Here is a 20,323-nt window from a genome sequence, read left to right as displayed (position 1 = left end):
AAGCATTATCATCTAGTCAAACCGAATCGGGCCCTACCGTGAGTCAATCGCGCTTCCATCACGTCTTCCTTGCCCAGCGTACGCCACTGCTGCGCACCCTCCAGCGCATGGTCAACAACCCCAGCACCGCCGAAGACCTGCTTCAGGAAACCTACCTGCGCGTCACCCGCGCACTGGCTGAACGCACGGTCGAGCATCTTGAGCCGTTTGTCTTCCAGACCGCCCGCAACCTGGCGCTGGACCACTTGCGTGCGCGGCGTATTCAGTCCCGGACCCTGCTGGACGACGTGCCGCAAGAAGTTATCCACAACGTGATCGCCCCCCAAAGCAGCGCCGAAGACGCGGCCCATGCCGAGCAAATGCTCGAACGCCTCAATGTCAGGCTGCAAGCGCTTAGCCCGCGACAGCAACAGATTTTTATCCTCAGCCGGCTGCATGGTCACAGCTATCAGGACATCGCCAAGCGGCTGGACGTGTCGCTGAGCACCGTGCAGAAGGAACTGAAGCTGATCATGGCAATCTGTGTGGGCGTGGCCGAACGCCTTGGTTGCGACTGAGCCTGTAAGGATTTTCTCTAAGAGGCCGTCGCCGATTGCGCTGGCCTGCGGCCCTGCTAGGCTAGGTCGCTGACGCTAAATAGCCGTGCAAAAGACACTGCGAGGAACCACCGTGACAGACAAACACCGTGCCCCTGAGCACGCTGCGGCGCAGGACACCGCCCATGCCATGGAACAGGCGCTGGACTGGCTCATTCTGCTGGACAACCCCAGCGAGGAGCAGACCCGGCAGTTCCAGGCCTGGCTGGCGGCCGATCCGCGCCATGGCCAGGCATTCAAGCGGGCCCAGGCGATCTGGAACGGCCCGCAAGTGATGCAAAGCGCCCGGCAACTCAAAAGCCGCCCCCAGGCCAGCGCACTGTCACGCTTGCGCGCCCATTGGAAACCCTTGGCCACCGCTGCCGTGCTGTTTCTGGGCCTGTTCAACTTCAGCGACCTGCCCCTGCGTCTGCAGGCCGATCACCTGACCGTGGTCGGTGAACGCCAGCGCCTGCAACTGGAGGATGGCTCCCAGGTCCTGCTCAACACCGATTCGGCCTTTTCCAGCACATTCAACGACCAACGACACATGGCCCGGTTGTACAAAGGCGAAGCGTTTTTCGAAGTCCCGGACACTCGCCACCTGCCCCTGCAAATCGACGCCGGTCCGGTTATCGCCAGCGTCAGCGACACCTCCTTCGCGGTGCGCTACCTCGATGGCGTGACGCAAGTGCAGGTGCAGCGCGGTGATGTGGATTTGCGGGCCACGCGTTATGACGCCCATATCAGGTTGTCGGCCGGGGAAAGCATCCGCATCGGTCCCAACGGCTTCGACCGCCCTGTACAGATGGATGCCGGCACCGATCTGGCGTGGGTGCAGGGGCGACTGGTGTTCGAGAACCGACCGTTGAGCCAGGTGCTGGCCGAGCTGCGACGCTACTACCCCGGCTGGATCATCAACAACAACGAACAGTTGGCCCAGGTCGCCGTGACCGGCAATTACCGCCTCGACCAGCCGCTGGACGTGGTGCGCTCTTTGGCCCATATCACCTCTGCCCGTCTCCAGGAATTCCCGGCGCTGGTGATCTTGAACTAAATGAGAATTATTTTTACTCGATAGGCTCCGCTGGTCCGTCTCGTTATAGCCAATGCAATTGATTCGCATCTAGCGACATCATCTGCACCTATAACAGATGCGACACGGAGCGCTATCGATGTCCTCTCGTCTTACCCGCCGGTCCCTTGCCCCTGCCTGCACGCTATCGTTGCTGACCGCCGCCGTCCTGATGGCCGGCACCGCGCCGGCCGCACTGGCCGCTACCACCGCGCAGCCGGCTGCGCGCAACATCGGTGACTACACCTTTGCCATTGCCCAGCAACCGTTGGTTTCAGCGTTGAATGCGTTCACCGCCGTCACGGGCTGGCAGGTCGGCTTGCCGGCAGAACTGGCCGAAGGCGTTGCCTCGCCCGGCGTCAACGGCTCGCTGCCGGCGGAAAAAGCCCTGGAGCGCCTGTTGGTGGGGACCAACCTGAGCTACCGCAAACTGGGCAACAACAGCATCGTCCTGGAAAAGCGCAGCGCCGGCAGCGTGGTGAACCTGCAACAGGTGACCATCAGCGCCACCCGCCAGGAACAGGACATCGCCAGCGTGCCCAGCACGGTTTCCGTCCACGACCGGCAGGAACTGGACCGCAACAACGTCAACACCCTCAAGGATCTGGTGCGCTATGAACCCGGCGTTTCAGTCGGTGGGGCAGGCCAGCGCGGCGGCATCAGCGGCTACAACATTCGCGGAATCGACGGCAACCGGGTCCTGACGCAGGTCGACGGCGTGGAAATTCCCGACAGTTTCTTCAACGGCCCGTACGCCAAAACCCAGCGCAATTACGTGGACCCGGAAATCGTCAAGCGCGTGGAGATCCTCCGCGGCCCGGCCTCGGTGCTGTACGGCAGCAATGCCATCGGCGGTGCCGTCAGCTATTTCACCCTTGATCCGGACGACATCATCAAACCGGGTAAAGACGTCGGCGCCCGCCTGAAGACCGGCTACAGTTCCGCCGACGAGAGCTGGCTCAAGTCCGCCACCGTCGCCGGGCGCAGCGGGCAGTTCGACGGCCTGTTGCATTACAGCCAGCGCGACGGTCATGAAACTCAATCCTACGGCAATCACAATGGCACCGGCCTGGACCGCACCGCAGCCAACCCGGAAGACGTGCGCACCCACAATGTGCTGGCCAAGCTCGGCTGGAACTACAACGACGACTCGCGCCTGGGCCTGGTCTACGAGAAGTACAAGGATGACCGAGACACCGATTTGAAAAGCGCCTATGGCGGCCCCTACTCCGACGGCCAGCCGGCAATTCCTGACTTTGTGCTGCCCGGCGGCATGTACCAGTGGCGCACCGGTAACGACACCATCAGCCGCGAGCGCTTCGGCCTGGAGCACAGCTTCGTCCTCGACAGCCTGCTGGCCGACCACGTGAAGTGGAGCCTGAACCACCAGATCGCCAAGACCGACCAGAGCACCGCCGAGTTCTACTTTCCCATCACCCGCCAGGTGCTCCGCACACGAGAGACCCTCTACGAAGAAAAACAGTGGGTTTTCGACGCCCAACTGGACAAGGCCTTCAGCCTCGCCGACACCGATCACGCGCTGACCTACGGCACTACGATCAAGCAACAGAAAGTCACCGGCTCGCGCAGCGGCAATGGCGTCTGCCTGGCCGTCGGCGTGGGTTGCTCCGCCGTCGGAGCCATCAGCACCCGGGACGTACTGGAAAAGGCCAGTGATTTCCCGGACCCGACCATCAACACTTACAGCCTGTTCGCCCAGGATCAGATCAGTTGGAATCGGTGGACTTTCACGCCAGCCCTGCGTTACGACTACACCCGGCTCAAGCCGCACCTGACCGAGGCATTCCTCAACACCGCGGACCCCACCGGCGGCGGTGAGGTCAGCGACAAGAACAAGACCTGGCATCGCGTCTCGCCCAAATTCGGCCTGACCTACGCCCTGACCGACCAGTACACCTGGTACGGCCAGTACGCCGAAGGCTTCCGCACGCCAACCGCCAAGGCGCTGTATGGTCGCTTCGACAATCCCGACGCCGGCTACAGCGTGGCACCCAACCCCGATCTGGAACCGGAAAAAAGCAAAAGCTATGAGACTGGCCTGCGGGGCCGTTTCGAAGCCGGTTCGTTCGATGTGGCGGTGTTCTACAACAAGTATCGCGACTTCATCAATGAAGATGCGATCACGCCCGGAGCCGACGAGCTGACCTTCCAGAGCAACAACATCAAGCACGCCACCATCAAGGGCGCCGAGGTCAAGGGACGCCTGAACCTGGATCTGTTCGGCGCACCGCAAGGCCTGTACACCCGAGGCTCTGTGGCCTATGCCTACGGTCGCAACAACGACACCGGCGAGCCGATCAACAGCGTCAACCCGCTGACCGGCGTGTTCGGCCTGGGTTACGAGCAGGACCGGTTCGGCACTTTGCTCAACTGGACCTTGGTCAAGAAAAAAGACCGCGTCGACGACAGCAACTTCAACTCGCCCGATGGCGTCAGCGGCCAGTTCAAGACCCCTGGCTTCGGCATCCTCGACCTGACCGGGTTCTACAAAGTGACCGACGACGTCACCGTCAGCGGCGGTCTCTACAACCTCACCGACAAGAAGTACTGGCTGTGGGATGACGTGCGTGGCTACGACAGCGTGGGAGAAGCCGCGGTGCTGAGCCCGGCCAACCTCGATCGCCTGACTCAGCCGGGGCGCAACTTCGCAGTCAACCTGATTTGGGACATCTGACCAGGTTGCCAGGCCAAACAAATACCTGTGGCGAGGAGCGTCATGTGGGAGCAAGGCTTGCCCGCGATGAACGTGATGCGATCTTTCAGAAATGGAGGCGCCTGTTCGCGAGCAAGCTTTGCTCCCACAGCCCCTCGCCACCATGTGCTCATTCGAAGGAATTTTTCATGACTACACAACATCCCGTTTTACGTTCCCAACGCCTGAACCAAATCACCCATGAGCCCCATAGCAAGCTCGACGCCCTGGTCAAAGCCCACGCCCCGTTCGAAACCCCGGCCAACTTCGCCCGGTTCGTCGTCGCCCAATACCTGTTCCAATCGGAACTGGTGGCGTTGTACAACGATGCGCAACTGAGCGCATTGATCCCCGATCTGCCGCAGCGCTGCCGCGCGGAAGCGGCCAGAGCGGACCTGGCGGACCTGAACACCGACGTGCCCGCACCCGTGGCCGGCGCGGTCAACAATCCGACCCTGGCCGAGGCCTTGGGCTGGCTGTTTGTCTCTGAAGGCTCCAAGCTCGGCGCGGCGTTTTTGATCAAGCGCGCCGTCGGCCTGGGCCTGAGCGAAACCTTCGGCGCCCGTCACTTGGCAGAGCCTGCGGGCGGGCGCGCCGAAGGCTGGAAAACCTTCATCCGCAGCCTCGACAACCTGGCCTTCACTGAACAGCAGGAAGCCGAAGCGGACAAAGGCGCACTGGATGCCTTCAATCGGTTTACGGTGTTGTTGGAACAGGCTTATGCGGCCGAGTTGGCCTGAAGTGTCCGAACTTTCCATTGTGGGAGCGAGCCTGCTCGCGAAGACGCAAGTTCATTCGCTACAGATGTCGTCTGACACACCGCCATCGCGAGCAGGCTCGCTCCCACAGAGGTTGTGCATGACTGAAAAACGCTGATGAGCCGCCCCACGAAACTCGCCCAACTGCTCTTCGGCCTGCTCGCCTACATAAGCCTGGCGATCGGCCTGCTCGCCATAGTCGTGCCCGGCCTGCCGACGACCGAGTTCATTCTGTTGGCCGCCTGGGCCGCGACCCGCAGTTCGCCGCGCCTGAGCGCCTGGCTGGAAAACCACCGGCTGTTCGGGCCGATGCTGCGCAACTGGCGCAACGGTAAAGTCGTCCCTCGCCGGGCCAAGGTTGCGGCCAGCGTCAGCATGCTGCTTTGCGCCGGGCTGATGCTGGTGATGCTCGACCATGGCTGGCCGGTGTATCTGGCCCTGGCCGGCATGGGCCTGAGCAACCTGTGGATCTGGTCGCGCCCAGAGCATATCCATAGCCATTCCCGTGGCGAGGGAGCTTGCTCCCGCTGGGCCGCGAAGCAGCCCCCTACGGATTTTTGATCTATGCTCGCTCTCTGATTTGGAGGGCCTTCGATGACAGATCTGCTCACGTCCATGCAAGCCGCACTCGGCTTACCCACGACGCCAATCCCCTTCACCGACAAGGGCGCTCTGCCCTCGGCGTTCGCCGTCACGGAGCTGGCCTGCGCCAGCATCGCCACGGCCGGTCAGGCGACCGCTGAACTTATCTGCCAGCAAACCGGCCGCCGGCCATGCCTGGAGGTCGATCGACGGCTGGCCTCGTTCTGGTTCTCCACCTCCCTGCGTCCCATCGGCTGGAGCGTACCGCCGATGTGGGATCCGGTGGCCGGCGACTACCCCACCGCCGACGGTTGGATTCGTCTGCACACCAATGCGCCTCACCATCGCCTCGCCGCCGAAAAGGTCTTGGGCGCGTGCATCGACCGCGCCGACATGGCGACCAAGGTGGCGCGCTGGAACAAAGCCGAACTGGAACACGCGGTGGTCCAGGCCGGTGGTTGTGCCGCCGAAATGCGCGCGTGGCAGGCGTGGCAGATTCATCCCCAGGGCATGGCGGTGAATGCCGAGCCGCTGGTTCATCTGGACGCCACCGCCGCTCAACAGCCCAACCCCTGGCTCGGTAGCGTGGCCCAGCCATTGGCGGGCCTCAAGGTGCTTGACCTGACCCGCGTACTGGCAGGCCCCATCGCCAGCCGTTTCCTCGCAGGCCTGGGAGCCGACGTCCTGCGCATCGACCCACCGAGCTGGAACGAGCCCGGCGTGGTGCCGGAGGTCACCCTCGGCAAACGCTGCGCCCGCCTCGACTTGCATCAGCCCGACGACCGCGCTGCGTTTGAGGCGCTGCTCAAAGACACCGACATCCTGCTCCATGGCTACCGCGCCGACGCCCTGGAACGTTTGGGCTACGGTGCCGAACAACGCCAGCGAATAGCGCCTGGCCTGATCGACGTCAGCCTCAACGCCTACGGCTGGAGCGGCCCCTGGCAGAACCGCCGCGGCTTCGACAGCCTGGTGCAGATGAGCAGCGGCATTGCCGAAGCCGGCATGGGCTGGAAACAGACAGACAAGCCGACCCCGCTGCCGGTCCAGGCGCTGGACCATGGCACCGGATACCTGATGGCCGCCAGCACGATTGTGTTGCTGTCCCGACGGTTGGCAAGCGGCCAGGGCGGCTCGGCACGCTTGTCACTGGCGCGCACGGCGAAGCTGTTGATTGAACGTGGCGCGGGCGCCGGGATTGCGTTGCGAGCCGAGGACGAGAACGATCAGGGACTGCTCGTCGAACAGACACCCTGGGGCCCGGCCCATCGACTGCAGGTGCCCTTGAAAATCACCGGGACGCCGCTGCAATGGGCCTCGCCGGCGGCGGAATTGGGCGCGCATCGGGCCCGGTGGTGACGACCGTCCGTTGTCGCGAGGGGATTTATGTGGGAGCAAGCCTTGCTCCCACAGCCCCCTCAACTCCTTCAAAAAGATGACCTTCGCTTCAAATCGCCAAAAACCCGCTGTACAACCCATACGCCGCCACGCCCGCCCCTGACATCACACACGCAAAGACGCCCTTTTCCATCGGCGTAAACAACCGCAACCCCTGCTCACGCTTGGCCTGGGCAAACAAAATCACCCCCGGTGCATACAACAGCGCCGACAACAGCAGGTATTTCACCCCACCGGCATACAGCAGCCACACCGCGTAACACAGGGCGACGCCACCAATACACAGGTCTTTCATGCGCCGTGCCGAGGCCTGGCCGTAGGTTTCTCCCCGTGCGCACAGCAGCACCGCATAGGCCGCCGACCACAGATACGGCACCAGAATCATCGACGAGGCGAGATAGATCAGGCTGGTGTAGGTGCCTGCTGAAAACAGGGTGATCAACAAAAACAGCTGGATCATGCCATTGGTCAGCCACAGCGCGTTGACCGGCGCATGGTTGGCGTTTTCCTTGGTCAGAAACGCCGGCATGGTCTTGTCCCGGGCGGTGGCAAAGAGGATTTCTGCGCACAGCAGCGCCCAGGACAGCAGCGCACCGAGCAATGACACCACCAGGCCCAGGCTGATCAGCACGGCGCCCCAGGGCCCGACAATGTGTTCCAGTACACCGGCCAGGGATGGGTTCTGCAGCCTGGCCAGTTCCGGTTGGGCCATGATCCCCAGAGACAGCACGTTGACCAGCACCAGCAGTGCCAGAACCCCGAGGAACCCGATGACCGTCGCCCGCCCCACGTCCGCGCGTTTTTGCGCCCGCGCCGAGTACACGCTGGCACCTTCGATGCCGATGAACACGAACACAGTGACCAGCATCATGTGCCGTACCTGGTCCATCACGCTGCCCAGATCCGGATTCATGACGCCCCAGATATCGCGGGTGAAAATCTCGGCCTCGAACGCCACGCCAGCGATGACGACGAACATCAACAGCGGCACGACCTTGGCCACGGTGGTCACCAGGTTGATGAACGCCGCCTCCTTGATCCCCCGCAGCACCAGGAAATGCACCGCCCACAGCAGCAACGAGGCACACGCGATAGCCACCGGGGTATTGCCCTGGCCGAACACCGGAAAAAAATACCCCAGGGTGCTGAACAGCAGCACGAAGTAACCCACATTGCCCATCCAGGCACTGATCCAGTAGCCCCAGGCCGACGAGAACCCCATGTAGTCACCAAACCCCGCCTTGGCGTAGGCGTAAACGCCCGAGTCCAGCTCCGGTTTTCGATTGGCCAGGGTCTGGAACACGAAGGCCAGGGTCAACATGCCGACAGCGGTGATGCCCCAACCGATCAGCACCGCCCCCACATCGGCGCGGGCGGCCATGTTTTGTGGCAGGGAAAAAATCCCGCCGCCGATCATCGACCCCACCACCAGCGCGATGAGCGCGCCAAGTCGCAGTTTTTCAACCGGTTGCGGCATTTTCTGGCTCACCTTTGAATTAAGTAACTAAAGCGACATAACGTTTTTAAATAACGTCATCTGTTTAAAGTCCATGGGCTTATTACGCGACCCTGGCCCAAGACACAAATAAAAAAAGGCAGGGCAGCCGATTATTTTTGTCATGAAAGCCGCCTACAAAATAGTTGCGCCGACGCAGAATTCAACTAGCGTGAAGTGTCCTACGGGGCATGAATCCTGCCTATTTCCCCACCTCAGAGGCTCTGAAACGAGCCTTTCATAGAACTTCGCCACGACAACGGACGCTATCAACTCCTTTATTAACAATGGAATGTCGTCATGCACTGATCCAGATCAGCTCGAGAAACTTTAAAGCGACTTAGGCTTTGCTAACTCTCTTCTCCTGCATTGGAGTCATACAATGTCTGATACCCCCGCAAAACTTCGATTGGGTGCGCTTGTCGCGCTGGTGGTCGGCTCGATGATTGGCGGGGGAATCTTTTCCTTGCCACAAAACATGGCCGCCAGTGCCGATGTCGGTGCCGTGCTGATCGGTTGGGCGATAACCGCCGTCGGCATGCTGACCCTGGCTTTCGTATTCCAGACCCTGGCCAACCGCAAACCTGATCTGGACGGCGGTGTGTATGCCTACGCCAAGGCCGGGTTCGGCGACTACATGGGCTTCTCGTCGGCCTGGGGTTACTGGATCAGCGCCTGGCTGGGCAACGTCGGTTACTTCGTCCTGTTGTTCAGCACCTTGGGGTATTTCTTCCCGATCTTCGGCGAAGGCAATACCGTCGCGGCGGTGATCGGTGCATCAGTGCTGCTCTGGGCCGTGCATTTCCTGGTCCTGCGGGGCATCAGGGAAGCGGCGTTCATCAACCTGGTGACCACCATCGCCAAGGTGGTGCCGCTGCTGCTGTTCGTGCTGATCGCGGTGTTCGCCTTCAGGCTCGATATCTTCACCGCCGACATCTGGGGCCTGAAGAACCCGGACCTGGGCAGCGTGATGGATCAAGTGCGCAACATGATGCTGGTCACCGTATGGGTGTTCATTGGCATTGAAGGGGCAAGCATCTTTTCCGCCCGTGCCGAGAAACGCACGGATGTCGGCAAGGCCACGGTGATCGGTTTCATCACCGTGCTGCTGTTTCTGGTGCTGGTGAACGTGCTGTCCCTGGGCATCATGACCCAACCGGAACTGGCCAAGTTGCAGAATCCGTCCATGGCTGCGGTGCTCGAGCATGTGGTGGGTCACTGGGGCGCGGTGCTGATCAGCGTCGGTCTGATCATCTCGCTGCTCGGTGCCCTGCTGTCCTGGGTACTGCTGTGCGCCGAGATCATGTTTGCCGCTGCCAAAGACCACACCATGCCGGAGTTCTTGCGCCGCGAAAACGTGAATCACGTACCCGCCAACGCCCTGTGGCTGACCAACGCGATGGTCCAGCTGTTCCTGGTCATCACCCTGTTCTCGGCCAGCACTTACCTGTCACTGATTTACCTTGCCACCTCGATGATCCTGGTGCCGTACCTGTGGTCGGCGGCTTATGCGGTGCTGCTGGCGGTGCGCGGCGAGACCTACGAAGGCTTCGCGGCCGAGCGGCGCAAGGACCTGATCATCGGCGCCATCGCCCTGATCTACGCGGTGTGGCTGTTGTATGCCGGCGGGATCAAATACCTGCTGCTGTCCGCCCTGCTCTATGCCCCCGGCGCGATCCTGTTCGCCAAGGCCAAGCGCGAGTTGGGCAAACCGGTTTTCACCTCCGTCGAGAAGCTGATTTTCGCCGCAGTGATCGCAGGCGCCCTGGTGGCCGCCTACGGGCTCTACGACGGCTTCCTGACCTTGTAACTGACTGATTGTTTTATCTGGAGGATCTTTGTAATGACCACGGAAAAAGTGAAGTACGGCGTTCATTCCGAAGCCGGCAAGCTGCGCAAAGTCATGGTGTGTTCCCCTGGCCTGGCCCATCAGCGGCTGACCCCGAACAACTGCGACGAACTGCTGTTCGACGATGTCCTGTGGGTCAACCAGGCCAAGCGCGACCATTTCGATTTCGTCACCAAAATGCGCGAGCGCGGCGTCGATGTGCTGGAAATGCACAACCTGTTGACCGATATCGTTGCCAATCCCGAAGCCCTGGACTGGATCCTGCAACGCAAGATCACCCCCAACTCGGTCGGCATTGGCCTGGTGCATGAAGTCGATTCCTGGCTGCGCAGCCTGGAGCCGCGCAAGATCGCCGAATTCCTGATCGGCGGCGTCTCGGCCGATGATCTGCCGGACAGTTTCGGTGGCAAGACCATCCAGATGTTCCGCGACTTCCTCGGTCACTCCAGCTTCATCCTGCCGCCATTGCCCAACACTCAATTCACCCGCGACACCACCTGCTGGATCTACGGTGGCGTCACTTTGAACCCGATGTATTGGCCGGCGCGACGCCAGGAAACCCTGCTGGCCAGCGCCATCTACAAATTCCACCCCGAATTCACCCAGGCCGACTTCCAGGTCTGGTACGGCGACCCCGACCAGGATCACGGCAACGCTACGCTGGAAGGCGGCGACGTGATGCCGATTGGCAACGGCGTGGTACTGATCGGCATGGGCGAGCGTTCGTCGCGCCAGGCCATCGGCCAACTGGCGCTGAACCTGTTCAAGCACAAGGCCGTGGAACGCGTGATCGTCGCCGGCCTGCCCAAGTCCCGCGCCGCCATGCACCTGGACACCGTGTTCAGTTTCTGCGACCGCGACCTGGTGACGATCTTCCCGGAAGTGGTGAGCCAGATCGTCGCCTTCTCCCTGCGCCCTGACGAAAGCAAACCCGGCGGCATCGACATTCGTCGCGAAGAAACCAACTTCCTCGACACCGTGGCCAAGGCCCTGAACCTCAAAGCGCTGCGCGTGGTGGAAACCGGCGGCAACAGCTTCGCCGCCGAACGCGAGCAATGGGATGACGGCAACAACGTGGTGGCCCTGGAACCGGGCGTGGTGATCGGTTACGACCGCAATACCTATACCAACACCCTGCTGCGCAAGGCCGGCGTGGAAGTCATCACCATCAGCGCCAGCGAGCTGGGCCGAGGCCGTGGCGGCGGCCATTGCATGACCTGCCCGATCATTCGCGACCCGATCGACTACTGACCTTTGAGCCTGGGTTGGTGTTTATCCAACGCCGCCCAGGGGATAACCCCCACCTGAGGAGATCCATCATGGCTTTCAACATGCACAACCGCAGCCTGCTGAGTTTGATGCACCACACCAATCGCGAGCTGCATTATCTGCTGGACCTGTCACGGGACCTCAAGCGTGCCAAATACACCGGCACCGAGCGGCCACACCTCAAGGGCAAGAACATCGCGCTGATCTTCGAGAAAACCTCGACCCGCACCCGCTGTGCCTTCGAAGTCGCGGCCCATGACCAGGGCGCCCACGTTACCTACATCGATCCCGTCTCTTCGCAGATCGGCCACAAAGAGAGCATGAAAGACACCGCCCGGGTACTGGGACGGATGTTCGACGCCATCGAATATCGCGGCTTCGAACAGGAGATCGTCGAGGAACTGGCCAAGTTCGCCGGCGTGCCGGTGTTCAACGGCCTGACCGCTGAATTCCACCCCACCCAAATGATCGCCGACACCCTGACCATGCGCGAACACAGCGATAAGCCGCTGCATGACATCAGCTACGCCTACCTGGGCGACGCCCGCTACAACATGGGCAACTCGCTGCTGATGATCGGCGCCAAACTGGGCATGGACGTGCGCATCGGCGCACCCAAAGCCCTCTGGCCGCAACAGGACTTCATCGACCAGTGCCAGGCCTTCGCCGCTGAAAGCGGCGCACGCATCACCATCACCGAAGACCCCAAGGAAGCCGTCAAGGGTGTGGACTTCATCCACACCGACATCTGGGTGTCCATGGGCGAGCCGGTCGAGGCATGGGACGAGCGCATCGAACAACTGCTGCCCTATCAGGTCAACGCGCAAATGATGAAAGCCTCGGGCAACCCTCGGGTGAAATTCATGCATTGCTTGCCCGCGTTCCATAACAGCGAAACCAAGGTCGGCAAAGACATCGCCGCGCGCTATCCGAACCTGGCCAATGGTGTGGAAGTGACCGAGGAGGTGTTCGAATCCCCGGCCAACATCGCCTTCGAGCAAGCGGAAAACCGCATGCACACCATCAAGGCGATCCTGGTGTCGGCGCTGGCGGATATCTGACACCGGCCGCCCCCAGCTGAAGTGTTTTTCACTGTGGGAGCGAGCCTGCTCGCGATAGCGGAGTATCAGCTTGCATTGATGTTGGATGTGCTGCCGTCATCGCGAGCAGGCTCGCTCCCACAAGGGGACCGAGTCGTCCATTATTTCTCTGTCAGAGGACAGCACCATGCGCATCGTCGTAGCCCTTGGCGGGAACGCCCTCCTGCGTCGGGGTGAACCCATGACCGCCGACAACCAACGTACCAACATCCGCACGGCGACCGAACAGATCGCCAAGATCCACCCCGGCAACGAGCTGGTCATCGCCCACGGCAATGGCCCCCAGGTCGGCCTGCTGTCGCTGCAGGCCGCGGCCTACACCTCGGTCACGCCGTATCCGCTGGATGTGCTCGGCGCCGAGACCGAGGGCATGATTGGCTACATCATCGAACAGGAGCTGGGCAACCTGCTGGACTTCGAAGTGCCGTTCGCAACGCTGTTGACCCAGGTCGAAGTGGACGCCAACGACCCGGGTTTCCAGAACCCCACCAAGCCCATTGGCCCGGTCTACACAAAGGCTGAGGCGGAAAAACTCGCGGCTGAAAAAGGTTGGGCGATCGCCCCGGACGGGGACAAGTTCCGCCGCGTGGTCGCCAGCCCGCGGCCCAAGCGCATCTTCGAAATCCGCCCGATCAAGTGGCTGCTGGAAAAGGGCAGCATCGTGATCTGCGCCGGCGGTGGTGGCATCCCGACGATGTACGACGCCGACGGTAAGCTCCAGGGCGTGGAAGCGGTGATCGACAAAGACTTGTGCTCGGCGCTGCTGGCCGAACAGCTGGAAAGCGATCTGCTGGTGATCGCCACGGACGTCAACGCCGCGTTCGTCGACTTCGGCAAGCCGACCCAGAAAGCCATTGCCCAGGCTCACCCCGATGAAATGGACAGGCTGGGCTTTGCCGCCGGCTCGATGGGGCCGAAAGTCCAGGCCGCCTGCGAATTTGCCCGCAACACTGGCAAGGTCGCGGTGATTGGATCACTCTCAGACATTGAGGCCATCGTCCAGGGCACCGCCGGTACGCGCATCAGCACGGCAACACCCGGCATCGCCTATCGATAACAGGAAACTTGCGGGGCGGATCCAGGGTCTGCCTTACACCCACGCCTTCGAAGGAGAGTCGCTTATGGCCATGTTCGAACCCGGTCACCTGCATATGGAGCGCCACGCGCTGAACAAGGATGATTTCAGCTACAACCTGTGTATCGACTATGAGCTGGCGCAGGACCCCAAGGAGGGCCAGGGCATGTCGTTCCGGTTGCACGGCACGGTCGAGGATAAATCCGTGGACGAAACTTTTTTCCTGGCCAAGGACCAGGCCTTCGACTTCGCCCGCCATGCCACGCGCATCGCTCAGACACACGGCATGCCCAAGAGCGCCAGCATTGGCTCGATGCACGAGTACTACGACAAAATGTTCGAAGACGTGCGCAAGCAACTGGACATCAAGCCGGGCGATCCGATGAAACCTGAGCATCTGGAATAACCCACGCCAAAAACACCTCTACGTGTGCGTGCCCTGTGGGAGCAAGGCTTGCCCGCGATGGTATCGCCTCGGTCTATCAGCTACACCGAGGTGTTTGCATCGCGGGCAAGCCTTGCTCCCACAAGCCCGCTCCCACAAGGGTTATCAGTGTTCTGAATATCGGGTTAAACACGCTCACTGCCTGGCTGGCAACCCGCCATGGCTGACCTATGCTGAAAGTAGTACCCAAGGGTATTCGTTCAGAGGTCACCGCCATGAACATCAAAACAAGAAGACGCCTCGCCATTTTTGTCACCTGTACCGTCACGCTGGCGCTCTATGGCACGGCGGCCTATCGGGTCGAACAGGCCAGGCAACTGCCCCGTGAACACGCCAGTTGCAACCTGGAGCGCTGCATTCCCCATAGCGCGACCCTGAACGCTTTGCGCTGAGGCGTGTTCAGTCGTCCTGCTGATCGGTCTTGAGCCGGTCACGGAATGCCTTGGGAGAGATGCCAACCCGTCGGCGAAACAACCGGGTGAAATTGGTCGGGTCAGAAAAACCGAGCATTTCGGAAATCTCGTAGATCGTCATGCCGGTGTAGGTCAGCAGCCGCTTGGCTTCCAGTAGCTGGCGCTCATGCATGATCTGCAGGGCCGGCTGCCCCGCCAATTCCCGACAGGTGCCGTTGAGGTGCGACACGGAGATGCCCAGACGATGGGCCAGGTCTTCGACCTTGACATGCTGGCGATAGGTTTCTTCCACCAACTGAATGAACCCGTTGAGGTACTCCCGCGCGCGTTGTGGGCGCTGGGCCTGCGTGCGCCGCTGCATCACCTGACGACTGACCCAGACCATGATCACGCTGACCAAGGCATGCATCAGCATTTCCCGGGCCGGCTGATGCCCACCATATTCAGCCTGCAGGGCGCTGAACAGGCTATTGAGGTATTCGGCATCTTCCAGGGCCGGGTAGCTTTCAGCCTGGGCCAGCACGTTGACCGAATGACCCAACTGCGATTGCAGGTGCGTCACCAGCGGTGCCGCCAGAGTCACCACGTAACCGTCCACATCCTCGGAAAAACGAAAGCCATGCACCGACAACGGCGGCAGGATCTGCACCGCCGGCTCGTCGAGCTGTGTGCGCTGGCCTTCGATTTCCAACTCCGCCTGGCCCTTGAAGACAAACAACAACTGGCAGAGATCGGCATGCCGATGGGGTTTGATTTCCCATTGGTGCTCTCGGCTGCGCTTGGAGATGGTTTCACAGTGCAGCAGGTCCGGAGTCGGCCAATCCTGGCTTTCGCCGTAGAGCTTGAATACCGGGATTGAAGGCAGGTCTGTTTTTTTCATCACGAGGATCGGCCTGGGTTGCGGGCGATAATCGCACCGATTGGTAGAAAGTACAGGTATCGGCTCAGTTTTCCCCTTCAATTGACAGGTCCGCAAGCGAAAAATGCAAGCACCCCAATCAACACCGACCCTGGTCGTGTGCTTCGTGCGAGCCATAACAACAATGAAAACCCTCAAGACCCAAGTTGCCATTATCGGTGCCGGCCCCTCTGGGCTGCTGCTCGGCCAATTGCTGCACAACGCTGGAATTGACACGGTGATCCTCGAACGCCAGACCCCGGACTATGTGCTGAGCCGCATCCGCGCCGGTGTGCTGGAGCAAGGCATGGCCCAATTGCTGCGCCAGGCCGGCGTCGGCCAGCGCATGGACGCCGAGGGGCTGCCCCATGACGGCTTTGAGCTGGCACTCAACGGTCGGCGGGTGCACATCGATCTAAAGGGCCTGACTGGCGGTAAAAACGTCATGATCTACGGCCAGACCGAAGTCACCCGCGACCTGATGGCCGCCCGGGAGGCCGCCGGCGCCCGCACGCTTTATCAGGTCGGCAATGCCCAGCCCCACGACATGCAGACCGACAGCCCCTTCGTAACCTTCGAGCACCAAGGGCAAACCTGGCGCCTGGACTGCGATTACATTGCCGGTTGCGACGGTTTCCATGGTGTGGCGCGCCAGTCAATCCCGGCGGAAAAACTCAAGGTCTTCGAGCGGGTCTACCCGTTTGGCTGGCTCGGCATCCTGGCCGACACCCCGCCGGTGCACGAGGAGCTGGTCTACGCCCGCCACGAACGTGGTTTTGCCCTGTGCAGCATGCGCTCCAAGACTCGCACCCGTTATTACCTGCAAGTGCCTGCCGAGGAGCAAGTGGCCGATTGGCCGGACGAGCGCTTCTGGTCTGAACTGAAAAACCGCCTGCCAGCCGACCTGGCCCAGGCACTGGTGACAGGTCCCTCCATCGAGAAGAGCATCGCGCCGCTGCGCAGCTTCGTGGTCGAGCCGATGCAGTATGGACGGATGTTCCTGGTCGGTGACGCGGCCCACATCGTTCCGCCCACCGGCGCCAAGGGGCTGAACCTGGCCGCCAGCGACGTCAGCACGCTGTTCAACATTCTGCTCAAGGTCTATCGCGACGGCCGTACCGACTTGCTGGAAAAATATTCGGCCATTTGCCTGCGACGGGTGTGGAAAGCCGAGCGCTTTTCCTGGTGGATGACTTCCATGCTGCACCGCTTCGACGACGACGCCTTCAACCAGCGCATCAGCGAAGCGGAGCTGGAATATTTCGTCGACTCCGAGGCGGGTCGAAAAACCATCGCGGAAAACTACGTCGGACTTCCTTACGAGGCTATCGAATAGCCGGCTATCGACTTAAACTGCGGGCTCAGTCCTCTTCGCCAACCAGGCGTGATGCCCGCAGGTTCTGCCTTGACTCAAGCCCATACCTCCCAAGCCCCACAGCCTGCCATCCGTAGTGTGCTGGTGGCCCTGATGCTGGCGATTTTTCTCGGCGCACTGGACCAGACCATCGTCGCCGTCTCGATGCCGGCCATTTCCGCCCAATTGGGTGATGTCGGGCTGCTGGCCTGGGTGATTTCCGGCTACATGGTCGCCATGACCGTGGCGGTGCCGATCTACGGCAAGCTCGGTGACCTCTACGGTCGGCGGCCGTTGATGCTGTTCGGCATGGGGCTGTTCACCCTGGCCTCACTGTTCTGTGGGCTGGCGCAAAACATGGAGCAACTGGTGCTGGCGCGCATATTCCAGGGCATCGGCGCCGGCGGGATGATCTCCGTGAGCCAGGCGATCATCGGCGACATCATCCCGCCACGCGAGCGGGGTCGCTACCAAGGGTATTTCAGCAGCATGTACGCGGTGGCCAGCGTGGCCGGGCCGGTGCTCGGTGGCTACATGACCGAATACTTGTCGTGGCGCTGGGTGTTCTGGATCAACCTGCCGCTGGGCCTCACGGCCTGGTGGGTGGCTCGCCGCACCCTGGTGGGGCTACCAGTGCCGCAACGCACGCCGATCATCGATTACCTGGGCACCGTGTTGTTGATCATTGGCCTGACTGCGTTGCTGCTGGGGATCACCGAGGTCGGCCAGGGCCATGCCTGGCACAGCCGTGAAGTGCTGGGATTACTGGGTTGCGCGGGGATAGCCCTGGGGGTGTTCGTCTGGTACGAGCGTCGGGCGCGGGAACCGTTGCTGCCGATGCACCTGTTCGCCAACCGCAGCGCGGTGCTGTGCTGGTGCACGGTGTTTTTCACCAGCTTCCAGGCGATTTCCCTGACGGTGCTGGTGCCGTTGCGCTTCCAGAGCGTGACCGGCGCCGGTGCCGACAGCGCGGCGTTGCACCTGTTGCCGTTGGCGATGGGGCTGCCCATGGGTGCGTATTTTGCCGGACGCCGTACCTCGATCACCGGCCATTACCAACCGATGATCCTCTGCGGCGCCCTGCTCTTCCCGTTCGCCATCCTCGGCATGGCCTTCACCCCGCCCGACGCGTTCTGGCTCAGTAGCCTGTTCATGCTGCTCAGCGGCATCGCTTCCGGCATGCAGTTCCCAACTTCGCTGGTGGGGTCGCAAAACTCGGTGCAACAGCAGGACATCGGGGTCGCCACCAGCACCACCAACCTGTTCCGCTCCCTCGGCGGCGCCGTGGGCGTGGCGCTGATGTCGGCGTTGCTGCTGGCCTTGCTGCAGGATTCAAACGTTGCCCAACTCGCCGGATCGTCGCCGTTGGGTGAAGGTCATTCCGGCAATGTCTTGCTGGACGGTCTGAACGCCGCCCCGGGCGAGGCGCAGGAGCTCTTGCGCCAGGCATTGCAGGCAACATTCCGGCATTTGCTGTTGATCAGCGCGGCGGTGTCGTTGCTGGGGCTGGCGGCCGCGGTGGCGATGCCCAATCGCTTGCTGCGTGGGCGGGATGAGAAGTTTGGGTAACCTGTAACACACCACCTCTGTGGCGAGGGAGCTTGCTCCCGCTGGGCTGCGAAGCGGCCCCAAAAATGTTGCGGTCGCTGCGCAACCGAGCGGGAGCAAGCTCCCTCGCCACAAAGGCATCGTTGCCACAAAGTCTCTTCAAGCCGTCGCCGCGACACCCTCCGGCACCACCTGCGCACTCATCCCATCCTTCATCCGCTTGGCATCGCGTACAAAACAGCGCGACGCCAGGAACAGGAACACCATGGTCAGAAACAGCGCCACCGGGATCAGGAACATCGCGTCATGCAAACCAATGGCCTTGAACGCCTCGGTCATTTGCGCGGCGCCGGCCGCGGCCATGGCCGCATGGGCAAAGTAGTCAGACAAACCACCCACCACCACCGGCCCCATGCCTCCACCCAACAGATACAACCCGGCAAAGAACAACGCCATCGCCGTGGCCCGCAGACGCGGTTCGACGACGTCCTGGATTGCCGTGTACACGCACGTATAAAAGGTGTAGGCAAACAGCCAGCCGACACTGAACACCGCGACGAACACACCAATTTCAATCCGCCCGGCATACAACGCCCACGCGGTGGTGGCCGTGGAGATCACCAGGCTGAACGCGGCGAACAGCAAGCGTCCGTTGGGCACCCGTTGATGAATCTTGTCGGCAATCCAGCCGCCCAGGGTCAACCCGAACAGCCCGGTCACGCCCACCATGATCCCGGTGGCAACCGCCGCGTCGTGCAGCGGCATCAGGAAATAGCGCTGCAACATTGGCACCAGGAACGAGTTGCAGGCATAGGTGGCGAAGTTGAAACACAGGCCCGCCAGCACCAGCCACAGGAAAGTAGGAATCGCCAGCACCCGATGGATCGGCCTGTCAATTTTTTCCTGGGAGATCTGCACCGTTTCCGCCGCGCCGCGCTTGGGTTCCTTGATGAAAAACATGAACACCGCCAGCACCAGCCCCGGCACCGCCGCGATAAAGAACGGCGCGCGCCAGCTGTCGAAGGCTTTGACCATCGCCCCGATGGTGAAGAACGCCAGGAGCAGACCGATCGGCAGGCCCAGCATGAAAATGCCCATGGCCCGCGCCCGACGGTGGGCCGGAAACAGGTCGCCGATCAGCGAGTTGGCCGCTGGCGCGTAACTGGCTTCACCGATCCCCACGCCCATGCGCACCACCAGAAACGCCCAGAAACTGCCCACCAAGCCATTGACCGCCGTCAGCCCGCTCCAGGTCGCCAGCCCCCAACCCATCAACTTGCTGCGCGAACCGGTATCGGCCAGGCGCCCCAGTGGCAGCCCGGCGATGGCATAGACGATGGTAAAGGCGGTGCCGATGATGCCGATCTGGAAGTCGCTGAGGCTCCACTCCATACGGATCGGCTCGATGATGATCGCCGGGATGGTGCGGTCAAAGAAGTTGAACAGGTTGGCCAGGAACAGCAGGAACAGAATGCGCCAGGCATTCGCCGCTTGGGTCGAGTTCTGCATGGGTCCGTCTCTTTATTGTTATGGGGCACGGCGAGGCATCCGAACCCGGAGTCTGCAATCTAGACAGCGGCGCCCAGGCTGTCTCCAATCATTCGCATGGCTGATATACGACCATGGCAAGCGTCGTGTTTCGTGACTACGGTCAATTTCCCGGAAACATTGCCATCATTTTGCCTTTTCTCGATTAAAGATCATCCCGCGATGGCCGACTCAATCTATCAGGAAAAGATTTTCCCGAGCGCTGCTCAGGCTGCCCCCTGAACGCTT

The 20,323-nt window shown here is 61.6% G+C and carries 17 protein-coding genes; 14 read left to right on the top strand and 3 right to left on the bottom strand.

What is annotated here, in order from left to right:
* The first annotated feature begins 38 nt into the window (after positions 1–38).
* The 6 genes from BMY45_RS09770 (at position 39) to BMY45_RS09745 (ending at position 7,062) form a co-directional block, all read left to right on the top strand.
* A complete protein-coding gene (locus BMY45_RS09770) occupies positions 39–557 on the top strand; it encodes an RNA polymerase sigma factor (protein WP_092397051.1) in 519 nt (172 codons plus the stop codon).
* 112 nt (positions 558–669) lie between these two features.
* The gene (locus BMY45_RS09765) at positions 670–1,632 is read left to right on the top strand and encodes a FecR family protein (RefSeq protein WP_092397049.1); all 963 of its coding nucleotides are present in this window, start codon (positions 670–672) and stop codon (positions 1,630–1,632) included.
* A 118-nt stretch (positions 1,633–1,750) separates the two neighbouring features.
* Entirely contained in the window at positions 1,751–4,345 is a 2,595-nt protein-coding gene (locus BMY45_RS09760) for a TonB-dependent receptor (protein ID WP_092397047.1), read from the top strand.
* Positions 4,346–4,512: 167 nt separating this feature from the next.
* Complete coding sequence (locus tag BMY45_RS09755; RefSeq protein WP_092397045.1) at positions 4,513–5,103, top strand: biliverdin-producing heme oxygenase; 591 nt, start codon at positions 4,513–4,515, stop codon at positions 5,101–5,103.
* Positions 5,104–5,238: 135 nt separating this feature from the next.
* Complete coding sequence (locus BMY45_RS09750) at positions 5,239–5,682, top strand: YbaN family protein (protein ID WP_092397043.1); 444 nt, start codon at positions 5,239–5,241, stop codon at positions 5,680–5,682.
* A gap of 33 nt (positions 5,683–5,715) precedes the next feature.
* Positions 5,716–7,062, top strand: a complete 1,347-nt coding sequence (locus BMY45_RS09745) for a CoA transferase (RefSeq protein ID WP_092397041.1) — start codon at positions 5,716–5,718, stop codon at positions 7,060–7,062.
* Positions 7,063–7,150: 88 nt separating this feature from the next.
* On the opposite strand, the gene arcD (BMY45_RS09740) is transcribed toward BMY45_RS09745, so the two are convergent.
* Positions 7,151–8,578, bottom strand: coding sequence for an arginine-ornithine antiporter (gene arcD / locus BMY45_RS09740; protein ID WP_092397039.1), 1,428 nt, complete (start codon positions 8,576–8,578; stop codon positions 7,151–7,153).
* 400 nt (positions 8,579–8,978) lie between these two features.
* On the opposite strand from arcD (BMY45_RS09740), the gene arcD (BMY45_RS09735) reads away from it, so the two are divergent.
* The 6 genes from arcD (BMY45_RS09735) to BMY45_RS28150 all read left to right on the top strand — a co-directional run bounded on the left by arcD (BMY45_RS09735) (position 8,979) and on the right by BMY45_RS28150 (position 14,726).
* Positions 8,979–10,406 carry an arginine-ornithine antiporter gene (arcD, locus tag BMY45_RS09735; RefSeq protein WP_092397037.1) on the top strand — a complete coding sequence of 476 codons (1,428 nt, stop codon included), beginning with the start codon at positions 8,979–8,981 and terminating at the stop codon, positions 10,404–10,406.
* 33 nt (positions 10,407–10,439) lie between these two features.
* Positions 10,440–11,696 (top strand): arginine deiminase, encoded by a 1,257-nt coding sequence (arcA, locus tag BMY45_RS09730; protein WP_092397035.1) that lies wholly within the window; start codon positions 10,440–10,442, stop codon positions 11,694–11,696.
* A 68-nt stretch (positions 11,697–11,764) separates the two neighbouring features.
* A complete protein-coding gene (locus tag BMY45_RS09725) occupies positions 11,765–12,775 on the top strand; it encodes an ornithine carbamoyltransferase (protein ID WP_092397033.1) in 1,011 nt (336 codons plus the stop codon).
* Positions 12,776–12,941: 166 nt separating this feature from the next.
* Positions 12,942–13,871 carry a carbamate kinase gene (gene arcC / locus BMY45_RS09720; RefSeq protein WP_092397031.1) on the top strand — a complete coding sequence of 310 codons (930 nt, stop codon included), beginning with the start codon at positions 12,942–12,944 and terminating at the stop codon, positions 13,869–13,871.
* A gap of 64 nt (positions 13,872–13,935) precedes the next feature.
* Positions 13,936–14,295 (top strand): DUF5064 family protein, encoded by a 360-nt coding sequence (locus tag BMY45_RS09715; protein WP_092397029.1) that lies wholly within the window; start codon positions 13,936–13,938, stop codon positions 14,293–14,295.
* A gap of 254 nt (positions 14,296–14,549) precedes the next feature.
* Positions 14,550–14,726 carry a hypothetical protein gene (locus tag BMY45_RS28150; RefSeq protein WP_177193333.1) on the top strand — a complete coding sequence of 59 codons (177 nt, stop codon included), beginning with the start codon at positions 14,550–14,552 and terminating at the stop codon, positions 14,724–14,726.
* Between the two features lie 7 nt (positions 14,727–14,733).
* Here the strand turns inward: BMY45_RS28150 and BMY45_RS09705 are convergent, their stop codons facing one another.
* On the bottom strand, positions 14,734–15,627 hold the full coding sequence (locus tag BMY45_RS09705) for a helix-turn-helix domain-containing protein (RefSeq protein WP_092397024.1): 894 nt from the start codon (positions 15,625–15,627) through the stop codon (positions 14,734–14,736).
* A 163-nt stretch (positions 15,628–15,790) separates the two neighbouring features.
* Here BMY45_RS09705 and pobA point away from each other — a divergent pair, with 163 nt between their 5' ends.
* Positions 15,791–16,981, top strand: a complete 1,191-nt coding sequence (pobA, locus tag BMY45_RS09700; RefSeq protein ID WP_047228382.1) for a 4-hydroxybenzoate 3-monooxygenase — start codon at positions 15,791–15,793, stop codon at positions 16,979–16,981.
* A 51-nt stretch (positions 16,982–17,032) separates the two neighbouring features.
* Positions 17,033–18,568 (top strand): MDR family MFS transporter, encoded by a 1,536-nt coding sequence (locus BMY45_RS09695; RefSeq protein ID WP_092397022.1) that lies wholly within the window; start codon positions 17,033–17,035, stop codon positions 18,566–18,568.
* A 138-nt stretch (positions 18,569–18,706) separates the two neighbouring features.
* Here BMY45_RS09695 and BMY45_RS09685 read toward each other — a convergent pair whose 3' ends face one another.
* A complete protein-coding gene (locus BMY45_RS09685; protein ID WP_092397018.1) occupies positions 18,707–20,056 on the bottom strand; it encodes a spinster family MFS transporter in 1,350 nt (449 codons plus the stop codon).
* Positions 20,057–20,323: the final 267 nt, after the last annotated feature.

Origin of the sequence: Pseudomonas sp. NFACC39-1, from assembly GCF_900110355.1 — a bacterium.
Taxonomy (GTDB): domain Bacteria; phylum Pseudomonadota; class Gammaproteobacteria; order Pseudomonadales; family Pseudomonadaceae; genus Aquipseudomonas; species Aquipseudomonas tehranensis.
This window is presented reverse-complemented; position numbering and strand designations above follow the sequence as displayed.